This is a genomic window from Arenibacter algicola (assembly GCF_018860365.1).
Taxonomy (GTDB): Bacteria; Bacteroidota; Bacteroidia; order Flavobacteriales; family Flavobacteriaceae; genus Arenibacter; species Arenibacter algicola_B.
The window spans coordinates 1-18,834 of the sequence record NZ_JAHKPO010000029.1; the positions used below are offsets into that span (position 1 = coordinate 1).

Consider the following 18,834-nt stretch of genomic DNA (forward strand, 5'->3'; position numbering starts at 1 on the left):
GTACAGAGCAATAACCATGACCAATTGTATACCCTGCCCGAAATGAAGAAAGCCGATGACATTCTCGCTACGGTCTTTTCAAAAGCCGGCCATCCTGAGAGGTATAGCGGTAAATTCTATGATGGCGGACATAAGTTTGATATACAGATGCAAACCGATGCTTTTAATTGGTTCGATACTTGGTTGGGGAAATAAGGGGTTTATTAAAAATAACATGCCTCAAATTAAACAATGGGAAAATATTGCATAAAAAAAGCAGTTCTGTGAAAGAACCACCGCTGGCGCGAGCGTCGCGCTCGTGCCTTTTATAGTATTCACGACAATTTCCAAAGAATGGCGAAAACAATTGGCATTAAAACTAGTACCTGATTCTAGGGGTATCCATAAATCGGAAGCCTTTATACAGCTGCGATTTTGCACAGCGGGCCTAACCATCAAAAAGAAGGGAGACACTGGTAAAGACACTGATTACAGTACGAGCCTGCCTCGCCGTCAGGCAGGCGTGACGCGCGCTCTAGCGGGGCTGATCCTGATTCTGACCGATGAGTTAACCCAGTTCGGGTATACGGCCACAAATATGATTAGTTATTCGTCGCAGTTATTTTTTCGTTCATTTCTTCGTAGTTATCTACTTTAATTCCGAACTTTTTACCATTTTTTATAACATAATCCAATAAATTATGTTTTTCCGTTTTACTGTTTTGGTTTTCAAAATCCAATTGAAGAGACGATTTGGATGTGTAGGGAAAATTCGAAAGCATTGCCAATGAATCTTCTATGTCTTTCTCGGTCAAAGTTACATTGAATTTGTCAGCCAACTCTTGTACTTCTAACATCATGTTTTCGAGTTTGGCCATATATTTTGAATCTTCGGACAATTCTCCAAATGTTATATCAAGCGCTGTGGTCATAACAGCTAATGGTGAAACAAATAGATATTTTTTCCATAATAATTCTTTGATATTTTTGGTGTAAACGGCATTCAAACCTCCTTTAACCAATATTTTCTCGACCCATTCGAAATCTAAATCGTCATTATTTCCGAAAAATATTTTTCCTGGTCCACCAAGGTGCTTAACTACTCCTGGTTTTTCTATGTTTGACGCAATGTAAATACAACCTTCAAGTATTTTTGAGCTGTCGTGATTAATATTTGCTTCAATTATATTTTTTGCATTCACTCCATTTTGTAATGGAATTATAATGGTTTCTTTTTTGAGGCAATCTTGGTATTTTCTAATAGCTTCAACTAACGAAAATGATTTTGTGGCAACGATCAGTATATCGAGTAATCCAATTTCATCAGGATTATCGGATGCCAAATAAGGTATAGATTTAGTTATTTCATCGTCTGTGATCAATGAAAGTCCATAATTGTTAATGATTTCCTTTGTTTTATTGCGACAAATAAATATTACTTTCGTCTCCTTATCATTTTCATAGTGCTTAGTAAGTTTTGCCCCAATGAAACTACCAATTCCTCCCATTCCTAAAATTCCTATCTTCATCGCGTATTATTTTTTAAAGTTGAATATTGTTATTATTGTTGCTCCCAACAGCTCCTATTAGAAGAACTAGTTGCGATAATAACTTTATAGTTAAGAGTTATGTTGCTTTATTTATTTTTTAAATTTAGATTGTCATTCATAAAATACAGCAGTAAAAACAGAAACCCAATATAAGTGCACTGTAAGCCTACAAGATCCCATTTTTGAGCAAAAGAGCTTCCAATGACCAATATGTTCATTAGAATAAAAGTGGCAATTAGCGTTTCTCTGGTGAATTTATTTAGGAGTAATAGTAGCCCAATAATGAATTCGGCAAACGGAATGGCATATGCCAAAGATGTTACCAGAAAACTTGGTAGTAACGTATCTTGAAAAGTGTTTTGCATTCCTGTAACAAACGTATCCAAATTTGGGATTCTTACTATGCCATGAAAAAAGTAATTTATGCCAAATGAAATTCGGAATAAATGTATGGCGAGGGTTTTATTATTTAAATTAGATAATATCATCTCGTTTGTTTTTTTAAGTATAATAATTGATAAACGGAAAACAATGCGAGCAAAATCGCAATGATTACCAGTAACATTTTAGGCTCGGGTCTTGCAAAAAACTCTAATATCAAAGCGGAAATCATTGTAATGAGTAGAAAGGCATAAGCAAATATTCCTACCCTTATTTTTTGTGTAATTGAAAAATAAAGGATGAATAAAACCATGCTAATTTCAGCTATGCCTGTGAATACCCTGAAAAAGTCAGCATTGATTTGTATAGCATTTTCAAACTGTTGAAACCCTGCAACACTCATAGGCTTGGCCAAGAGTTTAGGAATGGCAAAATAACCCATTGCCACCATTGAGATAATATTTATGATTCTACTTGCTATTTTTATCATTTTAAACCAATTAAATTTTTAGTTACTAGTTCCAGATTACTTTCATTGATTTCTGGTTTTGGAGCAAGAGGATATAATTGAGCACCTGGTCTACTAATAAAAGCTCCTCTCCAACCAGCCCATAGTGCACCGGCTATATCCCAACCATGGGCGGCTACCAATAGGCTTTCAGAAGGTTTTATATCCATTTTCCTTGCGGCCCAGTCGTAGGCGTCGACATGTGGTTTAAATTTTCCCATTTCTTCAATGCTTAATCTTTCTTCAAAATAGTCCAATAATCCAGCGTTTTCAAATTGTGTTTTCACGCCTTTATTTGATGAATTGGTAAAGGAGACCAGTTTGTATCCAGCATCTTTTAATTGTTGTAAAGAAGCTTTTACTTCTGGATGTGCCGGTAAGGAACGGATTGGACCCAGAATGGCATCCTTAGCTTCTTTTTCCGAAATGGAGATACCATTGTTTGCGGCTACCATTTGTAAGGCTGCAGCGCCAATTATTCCAAAATCATTGTATTGGCGGCCTACGGTAGAGACTAAGGAATATTGTAGCATAGTGGTAAACCATAACGGCAATAATTCTGGTCTTCCTCCCAGTAAGTTACCAACGCTTGTTTTCATAGCTGTTAAGTCTAGTAATGTTTCATTCACATCAAAAAATAATACTTTGGGTCTTATCATTAACGCATTTGTCTCCATATCGTTTTCTTTGGTTCCTGCAAATCCATAATTAGGAATTGTTGCACCTGCTATTCCTACTAAAGCGGTGTTCTTTATAAAATTTCTTCTGTTGTTTTTCATAGTATGTAATGGTGTTAAAAACATTCCTAGTGGTATGTTTTTTGATAAAAAAAATTATGATTTTAATTGACTTAGGTATAATGATAAACCAGAAATATACTGATCAAGAATAATATCATTATCATATAACTTTCTAATTCCTCTAATGCCTTCAAAAGCACTAATCAAATAAATTGCTACGGCTTCACTTGGAATCTCTTCTTTAATATCGTTTTGATCCTTGCCTTTTTCAATAAGAACAACAAGTGCATTTTTCCATTTTTCCACAATGTTTTTTAAAGCAAGTTGATAGCTGCTTTCATAATTGCCTATTTCATTTACCAGGTTGTTCATTGGGCATCCATGTTGCTTTTCATAAAAGGGAAAGGACCTTATTCTATTTATAAAAATGTTTTCCAATATTTCCATGGCGTTACCTGGTTCTGTTAAAGGTAAAATCATGCCATCGTAAATCCGCTTTAAAATTTTCTGTTCAATAACCTCTAATCCAAGTTGTTGTTTGCTTTCGTAATGGTGGTAGAATGCCCCTTTGGTCATTTTTGCAGCTTTCATTACATCATTAATGCTAGTAGATTTAAACCCGTTTTCATAGAACAGCTTAAATGCTTCATGCACAATGTGTTGCTTGGTTATTTGGGATTTTAATTCTTGTTGCATACGCAAATATACAAAAAAAGTACAGGTGGTATGTTTTTTAACAAATTGCCAATGGTAAATTGTATGGGTTATGGCCAATTTCGGGTCCATTTTTGGCCAAATATTATTTATTTGATGCGCTGTTATTTTAGTTTTACACAATATAATGGTACAGAGCAATAACCATGACCAATTGTATACCCTGCCCGAAATGAAGAAAGCCGATGACATTCTCGCTACGGTCTTTTCAAAAGCCGGCCATCCTGAGAGGTATAGCGGTAAATTCTATGATGGCGGACATAAGTTTGATATACAGATGCAAACCGATGCTTTTAATTGGTTCGATACTTGGTTGGGGAAATAAGGGGTTTATTAAAAATAACATGCCTCAAATTAAACAATGGGAAAATATTGCATAAAAAAAGCAGTTCTGTGAAAGAACTGCTTTTGAATAAGTTTAAAAACATTTGCGGTCTATCCTTTTACCGTAACTTTTTCTACGACCAAAGATTTTACGCCATTTTTATCGATTACTTTTCCGGTTACTTCAACCTTTTCAGCAGCGTGTGCAATTACTTCTTTATAGGCATCAGCTGCACTGTGGTCTTCTACCAAAAGATAAACATTTCCGTCTTCACCGAGAATTCCGGCAGGTAATCCTTTATCCAAACAGGCCTGGGCACATTTTTTGTGGCCCTGTCCCGTAGCTTCTTGCGTAACATAACAAGACATGTCCAAAACTTCTCCTTTTATAGTTTTACTGCTTTGAGCAAAAGCATTGGTTGAAAAAATAAAAAGGAAAGCCGTCAATAATAATCCGAAATAAGGAGTTTTTGTATGTTTCATAGTATATGATTTTGTTAAACGGTCTACTTCTAAAAGTACGATTAAAATGGCAGAAATTGGAATAATTGTACAGAAATTATGGGGCTATGGCCGGAAATGTTTCCCAGAAAGTTTAAAAAAAATTATTAGCTTAGTTCAACGGTAAAGGCACTTGTGGCTATTTTTCTTAAAAACCGCACCTTTTTTGAACATGATATTATGAATACTTGGTTAAAGATTGTCCTTGCGTTATTTATAGTCTTCCTGATTCTCCAACTTCCTGTGTTTAATCCTGAAAAAAATTATGTCGATGCCGATACCCATGTGGACATAACGGATAAGTATGAAGTGCCTATGGATATCCAAATGGATCTGTACGTGGCCTGTTATAATTGCCATTCCAATTATACCGAAGATTATCCGTGGTATTATAATATACAACCCATAAGTTGGTGGATGAACAGCCATATTAGGAATGCCAAACAGGCTTTGAATTTTTCCGAATTCGCCACCAATCCACCGGATATTGCGGTCAAGAAATTTGAATCACTTCATACGGTCATGAAAGAGCAGAGCATGCCGCTTAAATCTTACCTTTTACTGCATGAGGAAGCTAAACTGACCAACGAACAATACCAGCGTATAGCCGACTGGGCAAAGGAGACACAGCAAAAAGTGGTGAAAGAAATAGATACCACCGAAACCTTTTAAAAAGGCCCTGTTTTTATAATGTGCCCCCTTTGTAAGTTAAAAGGGGGAATTAATCAGCTACTATAATTTTGTTCCCTGGATCAAGATAGAGGATTTGATCGACTTCTCCTTTAAGTGCAGGAACTTTCTTCGCTCCTCGTCTTTTTTAAAATTGTCAAAGTCTTCTTGGGTATTAAATTCCACCAAATGAATTTCATAAGGTTTCTCCATATTTTTTTCAATTATGGATTCCTCGGAGGGTCTTATTCTTAGTGTAAGTCTACCATTATATTTTAAAATGATGGGAATAGCAATATCCTCAAACTGATGAAATATTTCTTCCTGTCCGGCTATAACGTAAATAAGTTGTGTTATGTAGATCATAGTATGAGTGAATTTATTCAGTGTTGACTTTTGAATAGGGGAGAACGAGCAATGAAAAGGGCACGCTGTTAAATGCTAGTTTTCTGTTATTTGGGTTAACTCAATATTTAGTTTTTGGCCTCCATAATTCACATAGTTCAATTTGACAAACCCAAATCTTTCATGAAACCAAAAGGTCACTTCAGATTGGCCGAGGTCAAAGTTTGATACGGCTTTAACTTTCCAACAATTTTCTAACTCACCGTAGTTTGTTTGTACTGTTTCTTTGGAAAGTATTTCGAAGGTACTTCTTACATTCATATGTGACCAATCTCCCCAACCTTCCTGCAATGTTATAGTGTTGTCATTCCATTTTTTTCCTACGCTCAATGGAAATTTAATTTGGGGAAATGGTGCCACCTCTGTGAAGTTATATTGGTTGGACCTGAATGGATGCATCCATATTTCTTCCACATTCTCTCTTATTCCTGTACTTACCGTTTGCCACCATTCATCGGAAACAGCGCTCTTGTTAAGCTGATATAAATTAATGCTATCAATAGACTCCTTGTCAAATTCATATTTTACCAGAATCTCGTCCTGTTTTTCAGGATTATGTTCCCATCGCTTCCCCGTTGCCATTAATAAAATACGCTCCTTGGAGATTAATTTATTCGATGCGCTATAAAAAGCTGCATCAAAAGCGTAAATTCTACAGGGTTTAAAGACTTCTCTTCTTTTTTCTATCCTTAAAATAGAATCCATTTGAGGTGTCATTTCTCCGCTTATGCTTGCTCTATATTCGTACTTTGGCATTGGTTCTGGCGCGCACCTAAAATCATCACCTTTATTGTTGGCGCAACTCCCAAGGAGAAAGATAACACCAAAGAATAGGCATAATTTATATGTCATAGCAGCTAATGGTGTGTAATGGCTTTACAAAGTTTTACTGGCTCAGTTGTACAATCATTTTGTTGGCATAATCAATTTGACGTTGGTCATCGCTTGTTGCTAATTCAGGTACTTTTTTGAAATATTCAACCGCCATTTTGTTATTTCCATTTGTTCTATAGTATTGCGCTAATCCAAAATACCCGCCAAAATAATTCGGAAAATTTGTTTTAACCAACTCGAACACATTTAGTGTTTTTTCGGGTTCTTTTTTCAAATAACTAAAACCTAAACTGACTAAATCCTTTTCTACAATATCAAATTTAGTAGGGTGGGATTTTAGTTGATTAAACTTGTTTGTAATATTTTCTATTCCATTTTCTTCAATGTCTTTTTGAAGTAATATGTCCGCTGGAACAGGGATTTTACCGTCGGAATAATAACTTGCCAAGAAATAGGCTTTACGGTCCAGGCCATCATAATCTTCGGTATTGGTATATATGACTACTGTAATTTTTTCCGAAGGAATCCGTACAGAAAAATTTCTAAAACCTGTGGTACCACCAGCATGGGTTAAATACTTTCTATCATTTATTATAAAAATTCGCCATCCAAAACCATAACCCTTACCCTCGGTTTTTCCATTTTCATCCCAATTGGAAAACGCATCGTTTAGCAAGTCTGTACTTACCAGGGTTTCATTATATAAACCTCTATCCCAATGCACATAATCCCTGACAGAGGAGTAAATACCACCATCACCTAATATGGCCGACCAAGTATTTTGGTCTATATTTTCATAGATGCTGTCATTGAATGTATACCCATAGGCACGATTTTTAATGGGTAGGCCTTTTTGGTAAACAGTGCTATTGGTCATTCCTATTTTTTCAAAAATCTCCTTATCCATAAACTCTTTAAAAGTTTTGCCAGAAACCCGTTCTATAATCATCGCCAAAACGGCATAACCGGAATTACTGTATTGGTATTTGGAATTTGCTGGAAACAAAAGGCTGTCTTGCGTTATTAGAAGATTAAGTACATCTTTATCAACAAGCTGTTCTTCTCCTACTTTTGTATATAATTTCTCGTAATCTTGTAAACCTGATCTGTGCGACATTAAATTTTTTATAGTAATGTCTTTCCCATATTCCGGGAACTCAGGAATTACTTCTGTGAGTTTGGTGTTATAAGTTAGTTTTCCTTGATTTATTAAAATCAAAATTCCCATGGCTGTAAACTGCTTTGTTACAGAGGCCAGTCTATAATTGGTTTCACAGGTGGCAAGGATTTTATTTTCCAAATCGGCATATCCAAAGCTTTGACATTCTTTTATTTCACCATCTTTTATGACCACGAAACTTGTGCTTGGCTTTTCGCCAATATAATCTTGGAACAGAAAATTTAGTACATCTTGTTTGCTCTCCTTCTTTTCCACCAGTTGTTCGGAAGGCTTACACCCACAAATTAGGATTAAAAAGACTAATGTTAAATAGGTGTACTTCATTTTTTTTAAACTTTTCGTTAAGTAAGGTGGTTTAAACCATATATTGATTTAACCTTAGTATGACTTAAATATCGGTTATTCTTCAGACCTATCCGAAAGTGCATCAAACTTTGCTTTCATGGTAGGATTACCGTGGGTCAATTTTTTTATGGTTAGATCATCCGCTTTATTATTCGCCAGGCGTAGGTTGTTCTCCGATGATAACAGTGCATCTTTTGTTTTTTGAAGATGACTAATTGTTTTGTCTATTTCATCAATGGCAGTTTTGAATTTGCGACTTGCCAAATCGTAGTTATAGGCAAAACCTTTTCTAAAGGCATCAATCTTTTCTTCAAAATTGGTAATATCCACATTTTGATTTCTCATCAAATTTAGTTCTGCTTTGTACTTCAAGGAATTCATTGCCGCATTACGCAGTAGTGTTATTATTGGTATGAAAAATTGGGGCCGTACTACATACATTTTTTCGAATCTATGTGAAACATCAACTATTCCAGTATTATAGAATTCATTTTCTGATTCCAGGAGCGATACTAAAACGGCATATTCGCAATTCTTATCCTTGCGGTCCTTGTCCAGTTTAGCAAAGAAATCCTCGTTTCTTTTTTTTGTAGCAGTTTCATCATTTTCATTTTTCATCTCGAACATAATGGAAATGATTTCATTACCGGCATCATCAGTTTCTTTATAAATAAAATCGCCCTTATTGCCAGTTTTGGAATCATTGTCTTTTTCAAAGTAGGCGTTTTGAAAAGCGGTTGCTCTGAGTTTGTTGAATTCCGTTTCACAGTGTTGTTCCAAGGTTTCGCCAACCATTTTCGTAGAAAGTTTCTGTTTAAAGTCTTTTAAACGAGCAATTTCATCGTCTTTCATTTTGATAGTTTCATCCTTTGCGATAAGTCTGTTGCTAAACTGTTCCTTAATCGACTTTTCAAGTAACTGAGACTCGGTTTCTTTAATCTTCAAATTATTAGCAAGATTATCACGTTCTTTTTCAATGATTTTAACCGCCTCTGAGACCGACAGTTTTTTATCCATTTCTGCATTTTGGATTCTGGATTTCATTTCCGCAATTTCCGCTTCTTTTTTTGCCAACTTATCAGCTAGGTCGGCATCACTGTTAGCTTTTAGTAGTGTTAGCTCATTATCTTTTTTGGCAAGCTGTTCTTGTAATGAGTTTCTAATGTTAGCCTCTGCAAGCTTAACGGCACTTTCCTTTTCCCGCTCGGCAAGGGTAAGCCTATTGTTTAGTTCTTCTTCAAATTGATGGTCTCTAACTTGTTTAAGAATATCGGCAAAACCAGCCTCATCTACTTTAAAGGCCTTTTTACAATTTGGACATATAATTTCGTTCATGTTTTGACTGTTTAAATGTATCTCTGGCTCGGCTATGCGCAGTATCCCAAAGTGCATTGCGTATAGGTATTGTTGTATCCCGTTTTATTATTAAAGTATTAGTCTTAAACAACTACATTGCTACTTAAGTCCACTCTTTGTGAACTAATATTAAACATTTTGTATTTATATCTAATAAAGGAAGACATCATCTCTTCATGGGTAGAAACAAAAACTTGTCTATCCTTAAAATCATTTCTTAAAACATCAATGAAGCCTGCCGTATTAATATCATCCATTGATTGTACAGGATCATCTATGAACAACAATTTACTTATTGAGTATTTCTTGTTTAATGCCAATGTAAATGATAGTATTAAAGAAGATAATTGACCTGTACTCATGGAGAAGACAGCATCATAAGATTTGTTTGGAGAAGTGACAAACTTTATTTTATCTCCTTTATCAACCATGAACAATCCTAATCCCATGTGAAAATCTTGCATCACTCTTCCAGAATAAATATGAAATAATAATTCCACATCTTTAACTAACTCTGCTTTATAGGCATTTAAAGATTGTTGTAATCTTTCCCCAATCTTTTCTATTTTGTTAGTTGGTTCTTTTATCTTTATTAAATCTTCTTCAATTTCAGCAAGCTTTTTATTGTTATTAGTCACTTTTTCATTCAAAAACACAGAATGTTTCCAGTCAATATATTTCCTTTTGTTCTGAATAGAGTTCAACACAAATAAATCAAGTTTTTTTAAGCTAGAACTGAAGTACTCATTATAGATGTCTTCATATTCTTCGCCGTCGAATGATTCCAAATCAACTTTTATTTTTTCTAATCCTTCTTTAAAGATTTTAAATTCAGGCGATGGAAATGAAACAATTTCAATTGGCAATAGGTCAACATAGTTAAATGAAAATTCCTCTAAAACTTCACGTATTTTACCAATTTTTCTTACACTATTTGGTTTGAAGAATTCATCTTTGAAATAATCAGGATTAAACAAAAAGGAGTCTATCTTTTCCTCAAAATCTGGAATAAATTCGTTTTCAGTAAATTCGATAAATTCATTAACCTTTTTTGCTAAATTATTTTCCAGATTTTTGTTAATATCGTCTAAAGCCTTCTTCTCTTCTTCAATTGATTTATCTAAATTTTCGATTGTTTCCCAATCTCTTCCACAAAAGAAACATTCGGTGTGTTCAACTTCATTTTCCCTTAATTGAAGTAGGTGCTTTTCTAAAGCTTCTCTAGTTTCATTAACTCTTGAATAGATCTTTTGAATTGTTGAAGAGTTATTAGCTGCTCGCTTAATTTCATCTAATTTCTCCCGGTAGGCATCAACTAACTCAACTTTGAAATAATCTGAATTAAAATTCTCAGGTAAGGAATATTCACCATCATTTATTAAATCAGCCTTGAATTCACCAAGGCTCATCCGTAGGAATTTAAAATCTTTACGAATCTCTCTTTGTTCAGTTAATTTATCATATCGATCAAGAAAGTAGAAATAGTAAAAGAACATTTCTAAATCAGGATTGTCAAGAATTCTTTGAATGCTTCCGTTTTTTAAATAACTGACAAACTTTTCCTTGTCTTTCCCTAATTTTTCTAGCCTAACTAAAATGCCAGTATCTTCATTTGTTAGGTCAGAATAATTGGTATTTCTAAAATCTATTTCCTCTTGATCCCAAATAAATTCTTTATTTTCAAATAATGCTTTATATTCAACTTCATCACTTGTCTTTAACTGATCTCCTATTTCCTTATTCTCTTCTAAGATTAGCTTTTGTTTTTCTTTTAACTCACCTTCAATCTCCTTGAATCGATTTAGCACAGTTTTAACTGAGTCAATTCTCTCTTGAAAATCTCCAGTATTAAACAAGTAGTCGATACTTTTCTTCTTGTCTTTCTCCTTCTTTTGTTTAATAAAATGAAAAGTATCTTCTTGCTCTACATAATGAATAAATTCAAAATCACTTTTGATATTTTCTCCAAAATAAGTCCGTAATGCTGAATCTTCTATTTCATTGTCTTCGCCTAACTCTGATTCGAATGAATCCAGCCTATGCAATTTGTAATCATCAAAATTAACAACAGGTTTATTGACTTCGTTATTTTTTCTAGCCAGACATATTTCATGACCATTAACCGAAAGTTGTGCTTTGATTATTATGGGTGTACCATCTCCGTTTTCATAATAGAAAGGATTTTCATCTCTTCTTTCTCTACCATCAATAATATTACCCAAAGCATCATATCTTCTTATTGTACCTGTAATTAACAATTCAATAGCATCGAAGAAAGTGCTTTTTCCAAAACCATTCGGTCCATCAAATACAGTCAATGCATTATCTTTAAAATCGAAGATTTTATTTTTATAAAGTTTAAAATTTTGTAGTTCTAATTTTTGAATACGTATAGACATTTACTCTTCGATTTTCTTGATTAGGTCATTAAGATTCAATTCTGGCAGATTAATAAAATCTTCTCCCACAATAAATTCATTTAGTTTTAGATAGTATTCCCTAAGATTATCCCGTTCAATCAATTCTTTACTCATTTCATCCATGTTAGCGATAGATTGATTTTCCTCAATTAACAACTCTAGAAATGGCAATTTATGGGCTACAGAATATAATAAATGACGCCAGTTGTAATTATTGTAATCCGATTTATAGTCTTGGAATACTGAATTATCCGAGATTAAAAGTTTTACATTTTTATAAATTTCAGTTTTGACTTGGTCTTTCAAATCACTTAACGCCTCATTTGTATATGGAATAACGTATTTTTTAAATTGATATGGATCTTCCTCTATTAGTTGTACCAACCCCTTAATTATTTCTAAAGGATTAGTCTCATATAGAATTAATAATGAGGTGTTTTTATTGAAGCTTGGTGAATCCACCACCTTCTTGCACTCATCAAAATATTCATCTTGTAATGAACTTATTAATTCTGGCGTCAAAGTATCTGTGTGAACTACCAACCAATAATAGAATACATCAATTTGGCTATTTTGGTACAATTCTCCAAATTCGAATCTTTTTACGCTTTCAAAAGAAGACCCCAATAAAACATCATTAATTATCTCCTTCATTTTATACTATCTTTAATATTTCTTAACATTACTAGCTCAATATCTCCCCACTTAGTTACGTTGTTTTTTCCTTCATTTGGATCTTCTGGAGAATTGTTTTGATTGTTCCAGGCATCTTTCAAAGATTCTACCTCTAATTCTGAAGTAATTAGCCGATCAATTTCATAAGGTAATTCAACATCATTATTCAAAATATTCTTTTTAATACTTCGTGCTATTCTTCTTACTTGACTAATGGGATCATTAATTCCAGTCAACGCATTTTTTTTACCACTATCACAGCTCCAAACAGGTTTTTCCATAGCGTTTGCGCATGATATTAGATCAAATAACCCCTGAATGAAACTCCATTGGAAATCACTTTTTTGCAAGCTTTCATTAAACTGTTTTAAATTGTTAAATTCCACATTTCTTTGAGGAGTAATGTTCTTCAGTAATTTCAACAGTTTATTAGTCGAAAGAGCATTTATCTCCACTAAGTACTTTTGCATCTTTAGCTTATCATTTTCGGAAACCATAAGACCTTGTTCTTGAAGCTCGTCTCCAAATTCCATAAACCAATCATTGATCATTATTTTAGCTGTTTCCAAATAGTAATCATCATTAAGTGCGTTTTCTGGGTTACTTTTTAGAACATTAATAAAACTTTGAAAAGGTATAGTACAGTAGAACGCAGCCTCAGATATTCTCAATCCATTTTGTTGATGATTAATTGCATGAATGCTTACTACTTGAGTAAATATTATACCTTCTAGCTTACTTCTAATGATTTCGATATTCACAGCATTATTCCAATGCTGTAAATTGTTTACATTTAAAAAAATAGAAATCAACTCATCTATTAAAGTTTCTATTTCATTCAATTCGCAATACAAATTTCCATTTGAATATTCATAAAACTCAATATTTGGATGATTTGCTTGAAGTGCAACATTATCTCTTTCATTTTCTTTTGCCACGTGAAAAAATGCACCTGAACATGGGTAAGTGGCTCTTCTTTGTTCTAGTTTCTCAAAGTCTTCTCTGTAGCGATTGTAAGTTCTGTTATTTACAGCCTTAACTTGATGTAATGAAATCAAGTCCTCATCACCGTCCAATACGGCAAAATCCTCCAAGGAATCCAATTGTAAAAAATGTGTGTTTGAATTTTTATCCTTATTTAGTAAGTCAAGTACATGATAAAGAGATACTTTACCTTGATAAATGAAACCACTCCATGTATCAATGGCAGAGTGTATGGTATTTGGGTCTACAAAAATTGCCATTTTAAAAAGTAACTATAGTTGATTGATAAGATTGTTTTTTTTTCAAGATTTTGGTTTGAGATTAATGGCATACAACGCTTGAGCTATGAGTAGTGGGGGAATAGACCTGTACTTGCCTTTTCTCCATGCACCAAGCAAAAGCTTTACGTTTTCTTTTTACTTTAAAATTTCAAAAGCAAAATCGGAAAGATTTTGCGACTTCATAAATATAGACAAAACTTGGAATGAAAGACCAAGCCCGCATTACTTATAGGTTCTGTTGTACGCAGTGTTTTCTCCCATTGTGCCTTTCACGTATAGCCTTTTTTCAAAATAACGTTTTAACCCAATTATACTGTCAATCGTTTTGTCCTTAAAAGGTCCGTATGAATACTCCTGCATATAGCCTCTTAGGATTTTTTCACCAGGACTGTCGAATCGAAGTCCGAATACGGCTGTATAATTTAAATCGGAATCAGTAAAATATTTTTGATTTTGTGTGTCAATCGATAGGCAATTAAAAGTTACAGTTTTAATTAGTTCTTCATTTGAAAAATCGGAATTAAAGTTAATACTGTCATGTAGGGCAATCACAACCTTTATTTTAGCTGTTTCCTCATTTTGTATCGACTTTGAGTTGCAGAAAGCAATGCCTCGTATAGGTTCGGATAGTGAAATAGTATCCTTGTTAAAAATAAACTGATCCCAAACAGTGTTTCTAAAATTAATGGTGTCATTAATAAACTCCTTCTGCTTAAAAATGGAATCTTGCGTCCGCCAGGCTATAGTGTCCATTTTTTCATTCAGAAACCAGGCTCTGTTCGCCTTTTCGTTACCTTTAATGACAAACCATTCTCGAATTTCCCTTAAAATACCGTTGCGGTCGTACAAATTCCATATTCCGAATTTCTTACCTGTTTTAGTTTTTTTTCCATTTTTGAAAAGTACTCTGTTATCGTAATAAAAATAAACACTATCAAACTCTGTTTTCGTAACTGTTCTTTTAAAGATTTGGTTTGGATTCCGTTCATAATATAGAACTTGTTCTGAAAGTCCTTTTTCCAATTTTGAATCTGGTATAGCGCCTGTTTTATCACTTGTATTTTCTTTACAAGCAATTAGCATTATAAAAATTACAATTGTGGCAAATTGATTTTTTGTCATTGCGTACAACAATTGGATATCATCATTGATGATATACGACTTATAGCATACCATAAATCCACTAGGCCGCAACTAGATATGTTTAAGTGTCCTATAATTCCTATTAATCCAATAAAATTTTCTGTGTTGGGCAGCGGGGGGAGTACTACAACCAGGGATTTGTTTCTAACCTTCTAAGTTAGCAAATATTGGTTTTGGTATTTTGCAAATCGATAAAGTCCAAATATATCCGTTGAATGGTATTTTATGCGAATCCTGAGGTGGGGGTGGTACCGCAAACAAAAATCCAATCTTTGGGTATCTTGTTTACCAAATTTTATAAGATCTAAAAGACAAAGACAAAAAATGAGACCGCATTTTTATATTCCTTGAAATTTGCACAAGGACCTGGAGTAAAGTTTATTTAAACACAAGCGGGACGCTTGTGCTAGGTTAGGGGATTTATAAAAGAAAGGTACGTGATTTAATTTTTGTCAAGAGGGTCGCCTTCGCTAATAACGGTTACTTGTAACCGAGCATTGATCTCATTTGGGCCTTTTCCAGCGAAGTAAATTTCATTGCTGCCTTTTGCAAGTGTGGGAATTGAGCCTTCGGGCTTTACTTCTGCGAGCAATTCCCCTTTGGATCCATAGAGCTTACAATCATTGGCCGAAAAGAATTCAAGATACATGCCCGATTCCATTCTTACTGGAAAAACAATTGTTTCCCCTTCAATTGTAATCGACGGATTTTCGACAAATCCTGGAACCATTTGTAATGCCTTGACCGGGCCCAATACTGTGCTAACTTTTTTATTGGCCTGAACATTATTGTACCAGAGTTGCAATCTTTCGATCATTCCGAAGTGAACCGTGTGCCTGTAAGAATCATATACATAAAAATGAGAATCATCTGGCCAGATATAATCGCTGATCTTTGAAGATTCTATCTCCACAAGTTCAAAATATTTCCAACCGGTAAAATCTATTTTGATAAAATGATCCCCATGGGCACCATGTGAGATGTGTATGGGACTCCTCACACTCAAATTCAGAATTTGACCATTGCCATCTCCTTTTACCCAGACCCCCAACGCTTGATTTTTACTGAGATCTAATAATGGCTCAAAAGTTTTTTCCATATTAATGTATGAACCATCTTGCGGCGCCTCACCACTGTTTTGTGCAGAGAATATGGCTGCTTTTTCCCCCGTTACTACCTTTTCTTCTGCCGCACTTATTTGACCTGTGATTCCTTCTGCATTTGATTTGTTGATAAAATCGGTTGGTTTTGAAAAATCAGTTAAAATAATGCCGGAAGGGTCGTCATAGGATTTTACAGACATTAACGGTTCAATTCTGAGTTTTATCGGCTGGGCTTTAAATTTATTAATTACGGTCCAGCTAGCCGTAGAATGATCTAAGCCCTTAACTTTGTGTTTGTCATAGACAATAGGTTTAAAGTTCCATTCGTCATTTCCTTGCTGGAAAAGTTTATATTCTTTTCCTGGTTGTCGAAGGAGTTCTTTAACCTTTTCTCCAAAGTAATTTTCGTGTCTCAATTTATCATATTGCTTGATAATTTCTGTAGCTTGTTTGAATAGAGGGATTTCTTCTAAAGTTTTTTTATCCACTCCCCCCAATTGTGAAAACCCAGCATTATTACCTATCATTTTGCTGCCAAGATATTCAATATCGTCGGAAAAGGTTGGCTCTACCTGAGGTGGCCCCCAGATCTGGTTACCCCACCACCCCAAATGGAGAGGAAGCTGCATTTGTCCCTTATCAACCCCGGCATATTTATCTATTATGGGGGTATGTCCGGGCCATCTACCGTGTTCCCATTCATAAGATACTATTTCATCAGGGAGAAAAAGCCCTGATGCCTTTATAGATGCCAAATGAATATCAATAAAACGCTTATATCCACGGACAGGCCTGTCCCATGCCTGCCAGCGCGAGCGGTAATGCCACCAGTGGTGGGACATAGAACTCATCTCCATACCAACCGGCCGTTCCAGATTTTTCACCACTTCAAAAATAAATTTGGTCCCGTAATACCAGAAGTTTTCTTCCCCTCCAAGTACAGCGCTTCCATCAATGGCATCGAAATACATACCATCAAAACCACAATGATTTACAATTTCTGCATGCCTCTTCGCCATTTCATCAAATAAGGGGGTTTCCGGTCCAGGGACGAATCTTCCGAATCTTTCGCTCAGGTGATAAGTGACTTCATTTAGGCCATGTAATGAGATTTTTGTGCCATTTGCCCCACGTTTGAGTCCGGTGAATTTATAAGGAGCAGATTTAGTAACCCCGGTAAATTCTATCAACTCATCTCCAATTTTTAGGGTTACACTGTTTTCCGTATGAAAACCGGTGACTGTAGATATATTGGTTGTTGGTTCCTTTACGACTATTTCATCAGCTGTCTCATTAATGGGTTCCAAAAGCGTAAAAGTATTCACATATCCCAGGTCTTTGTTGGGAATAGGAGTCACGTATCTTGAGTTTTTGTCTATAAAAAAGGCGTATGTATGAAAAATATGCGAAATTCCAGCCTTATGTAAACGTTCATTGATCCGCTTGAACGAATCCCAGCCATCTGGCCACTTTTCCTTGTTTAGATCAAAGGTTCCGAACTCAAAAAAACTACCGCCCCCATGGCTATCGATCTGATTGAAACCCAAATTATGACAGGTCTCAATCCATTCGTCCACTGTTTCTTCGGTAAGTGAGCCAAAGTTCATCAGGTAAGAACCATACCCTTCCTTTTTCGTGAGTGCCCAGGCCCCTCCTGCATCTGAAAAAGGGATATCTTTGGCACTTGAGATCACATCGCGAATAACAGGAAGTACTTTCTGTTGGGGAAGGCCTAGCAGGGTCACTTCTGCTCCTATGATTCCAAATTTATTATAACATTCTGCCCAAAGATTAGTCTGTAAAGGTGGTAGCTGCCGGACATGTGTGAAAAGGTTCATGGAGAGTGCGCATGCAGTAAAAGGTTCATAAGGTTGGCCTTCCAGCGTTAGGGGAATATTTAAAAAAACGAGCGATTCAATTTCCCCGGAAACTGATGCAACCTTTAAAGTGATGCGATCATTTGAGGTACTGACTAGAATATCGACATCAACACCGGTCTCCCCAAATCCCATCTTAAATTTATCTTTTACGAATGATAATGAGGTGATATCATGTCTTTGTCCATCAACGAATATATAAGCACATTTTGACCCTGATTCAGTATCCAGATAATCTTTATGTGTTGCTTTATCAACAAACTCAAGATTCCTCCCGTTAGGTGCTATTACATATTTAAAATGATCGTTTTCCAGTACAATATTTTGAGGGGAACAGCTTGCAAAAGCAAAACTCAATACTATCAGCGTAAAACAATATGATCGAAAATTAAAAAAGTAATTGTTTGTCATTGGGTTCTTGGTTATCTAATGTGCAAAATAGTTAATAGTTTTTTTTAACTACCAATTTGGGTGGTTGAATTAAAACTTATTTAAAGCATGGGCTTGAGTTGGGTTTGCATAGGTTTCCAGACCAAAAAAAAACTGAATTCGGATCAATCCCAAAAGTTGTGTGTGAATTGGATAAAGATAGGATAGACTATCCCAGAGTTCGTGTTCTGTTCATTTTTTGCATCGCCCAAAAAACGAACCAAAAAACGCTAGGCTGATTTTTCTTTTCTTGAAATCTACGGACTTTGAACGGCCGCAGCGTCCAGGCCGCTTTCACTAAGGTGAAATGCTCTATGGACGCCTACCTACACCCGGTGTTAAAACCCCTTGATTTACTACTAAAATAAAAATAGGCCGTTCCTTTGTTCCGTCAACCTATATAGTGTCAATAAATCATTGACCATTATTGAATACC

At 35.1% G+C, this 18,834-nt stretch carries 18 protein-coding genes; 3 read left to right on the forward strand and 15 right to left on the reverse strand.

Annotation, left to right across the window (positions count from 1 at the left end):
* Nucleotides 1–195 (forward strand): hypothetical protein (locus KO529_RS21890; RefSeq protein ID WP_215949993.1); only part of this gene is annotated, 195 nt, incomplete at its 5' end.
* A 386-nt stretch (nucleotides 196–581) separates the two neighbouring features.
* Here the strand turns inward: KO529_RS21890 and KO529_RS21895 are convergent.
* The 5 genes from KO529_RS21895 to KO529_RS21915 all read right to left on the reverse strand — a co-directional run bounded on the left by KO529_RS21895 (nucleotide 582) and on the right by KO529_RS21915 (nucleotide 3,854).
* Nucleotides 582–1,508 carry a ketopantoate reductase family protein gene (locus KO529_RS21895; RefSeq protein WP_215949994.1) on the reverse strand — a complete coding sequence of 309 codons (927 nt, stop codon included), beginning with the start codon at nucleotides 1,506–1,508 and terminating at the stop codon, nucleotides 582–584.
* Between the two features lie 107 nt (nucleotides 1,509–1,615).
* Entirely contained in the window at nucleotides 1,616–2,017 is a 402-nt protein-coding gene (locus tag KO529_RS23690) for a MauE/DoxX family redox-associated membrane protein (protein WP_215949995.1), read from the reverse strand.
* On the reverse strand, nucleotides 2,014–2,400 hold the full coding sequence (locus tag KO529_RS21905; RefSeq protein ID WP_215949996.1) for a DoxX family protein: 387 nt from the start codon (nucleotides 2,398–2,400) through the stop codon (nucleotides 2,014–2,016). The genes KO529_RS23690 and KO529_RS21905 overlap by 4 nt, the downstream gene beginning before the upstream one ends.
* Nucleotides 2,397–3,197, reverse strand: a complete 801-nt coding sequence (locus KO529_RS21910; protein ID WP_215949997.1) for a haloacid dehalogenase type II — start codon at nucleotides 3,195–3,197, stop codon at nucleotides 2,397–2,399. The genes KO529_RS21905 and KO529_RS21910 overlap by 4 nt, the downstream gene beginning before the upstream one ends.
* A 54-nt stretch (nucleotides 3,198–3,251) precedes the next feature.
* Complete coding sequence (locus tag KO529_RS21915; protein WP_215949998.1) at nucleotides 3,252–3,854, reverse strand: TetR/AcrR family transcriptional regulator; 603 nt, start codon at nucleotides 3,852–3,854, stop codon at nucleotides 3,252–3,254.
* 145 nt (nucleotides 3,855–3,999) lie between these two features.
* Here KO529_RS21915 and KO529_RS21920 point away from each other — a divergent pair, with 145 nt between their 5' ends.
* Nucleotides 4,000–4,197: a hypothetical protein gene (locus tag KO529_RS21920; RefSeq protein ID WP_215949999.1), complete on the forward strand. Its 198-nt coding sequence runs from the start codon at nucleotides 4,000–4,002 to the stop codon at nucleotides 4,195–4,197.
* Nucleotides 4,198–4,307: 110 nt separating this feature from the next.
* On the opposite strand, the gene KO529_RS21925 is transcribed toward KO529_RS21920, so the two are convergent.
* A complete protein-coding gene (locus KO529_RS21925) occupies nucleotides 4,308–4,679 on the reverse strand; it encodes a hypothetical protein (protein ID WP_215950000.1) in 372 nt (123 codons plus the stop codon).
* A gap of 198 nt (nucleotides 4,680–4,877) precedes the next feature.
* Between KO529_RS21925 and KO529_RS21930 the strand changes: the two genes are divergently transcribed.
* Complete coding sequence (locus KO529_RS21930; RefSeq protein ID WP_215950001.1) at nucleotides 4,878–5,369, forward strand: heme-binding domain-containing protein; 492 nt, start codon at nucleotides 4,878–4,880, stop codon at nucleotides 5,367–5,369.
* A gap of 60 nt (nucleotides 5,370–5,429) precedes the next feature.
* On the opposite strand, the gene KO529_RS21935 is transcribed toward KO529_RS21930, so the two are convergent.
* The 9 genes from KO529_RS21935 to KO529_RS21975 all read right to left on the reverse strand — a co-directional run bounded on the left by KO529_RS21935 (nucleotide 5,430) and on the right by KO529_RS21975 (nucleotide 18,380).
* A complete protein-coding gene (locus tag KO529_RS21935; protein ID WP_215950002.1) occupies nucleotides 5,430–5,732 on the reverse strand; it encodes a hypothetical protein in 303 nt (100 codons plus the stop codon).
* A 75-nt stretch (nucleotides 5,733–5,807) separates the two neighbouring features.
* A complete protein-coding gene (locus KO529_RS21940; RefSeq protein ID WP_215950003.1) occupies nucleotides 5,808–6,527 on the reverse strand; it encodes a hypothetical protein in 720 nt (239 codons plus the stop codon).
* Between the two features lie 130 nt (nucleotides 6,528–6,657).
* Nucleotides 6,658–8,109 (reverse strand): serine hydrolase domain-containing protein, encoded by a 1,452-nt coding sequence (locus tag KO529_RS21945; protein ID WP_215950004.1) that lies wholly within the window; start codon nucleotides 8,107–8,109, stop codon nucleotides 6,658–6,660.
* A gap of 75 nt (nucleotides 8,110–8,184) precedes the next feature.
* The gene (locus KO529_RS21950; protein WP_215950005.1) at nucleotides 8,185–9,465 is read right to left on the reverse strand and encodes a DUF2130 domain-containing protein; all 1,281 of its coding nucleotides are present in this window, start codon (nucleotides 9,463–9,465) and stop codon (nucleotides 8,185–8,187) included.
* A 104-nt stretch (nucleotides 9,466–9,569) separates the two neighbouring features.
* The gene (locus KO529_RS21955; protein ID WP_215950006.1) at nucleotides 9,570–11,885 is read right to left on the reverse strand and encodes an AAA family ATPase; all 2,316 of its coding nucleotides are present in this window, start codon (nucleotides 11,883–11,885) and stop codon (nucleotides 9,570–9,572) included.
* Nucleotides 11,886–12,560: an ABC-three component system middle component 1 gene (locus KO529_RS21960; RefSeq protein ID WP_215950007.1), complete on the reverse strand. Its 675-nt coding sequence runs from the start codon at nucleotides 12,558–12,560 to the stop codon at nucleotides 11,886–11,888. It abuts the gene before it with no gap.
* Nucleotides 12,557–13,825, reverse strand: a complete 1,269-nt coding sequence (locus KO529_RS21965; protein ID WP_215950008.1) for an ABC-three component system protein — start codon at nucleotides 13,823–13,825, stop codon at nucleotides 12,557–12,559. The genes KO529_RS21960 and KO529_RS21965 overlap by 4 nt, the downstream gene beginning before the upstream one ends.
* Before the next feature lie 243 nt (nucleotides 13,826–14,068).
* Complete coding sequence (locus KO529_RS21970) at nucleotides 14,069–14,968, reverse strand: hypothetical protein (RefSeq protein ID WP_215950009.1); 900 nt, start codon at nucleotides 14,966–14,968, stop codon at nucleotides 14,069–14,071.
* Between the two features lie 463 nt (nucleotides 14,969–15,431).
* On the reverse strand, nucleotides 15,432–18,380 hold the full coding sequence (locus KO529_RS21975) for a carbohydrate binding domain-containing protein (RefSeq protein WP_215950010.1): 2,949 nt from the start codon (nucleotides 18,378–18,380) through the stop codon (nucleotides 15,432–15,434).
* Nucleotides 18,381–18,834 lie beyond the last annotated feature (454 nt).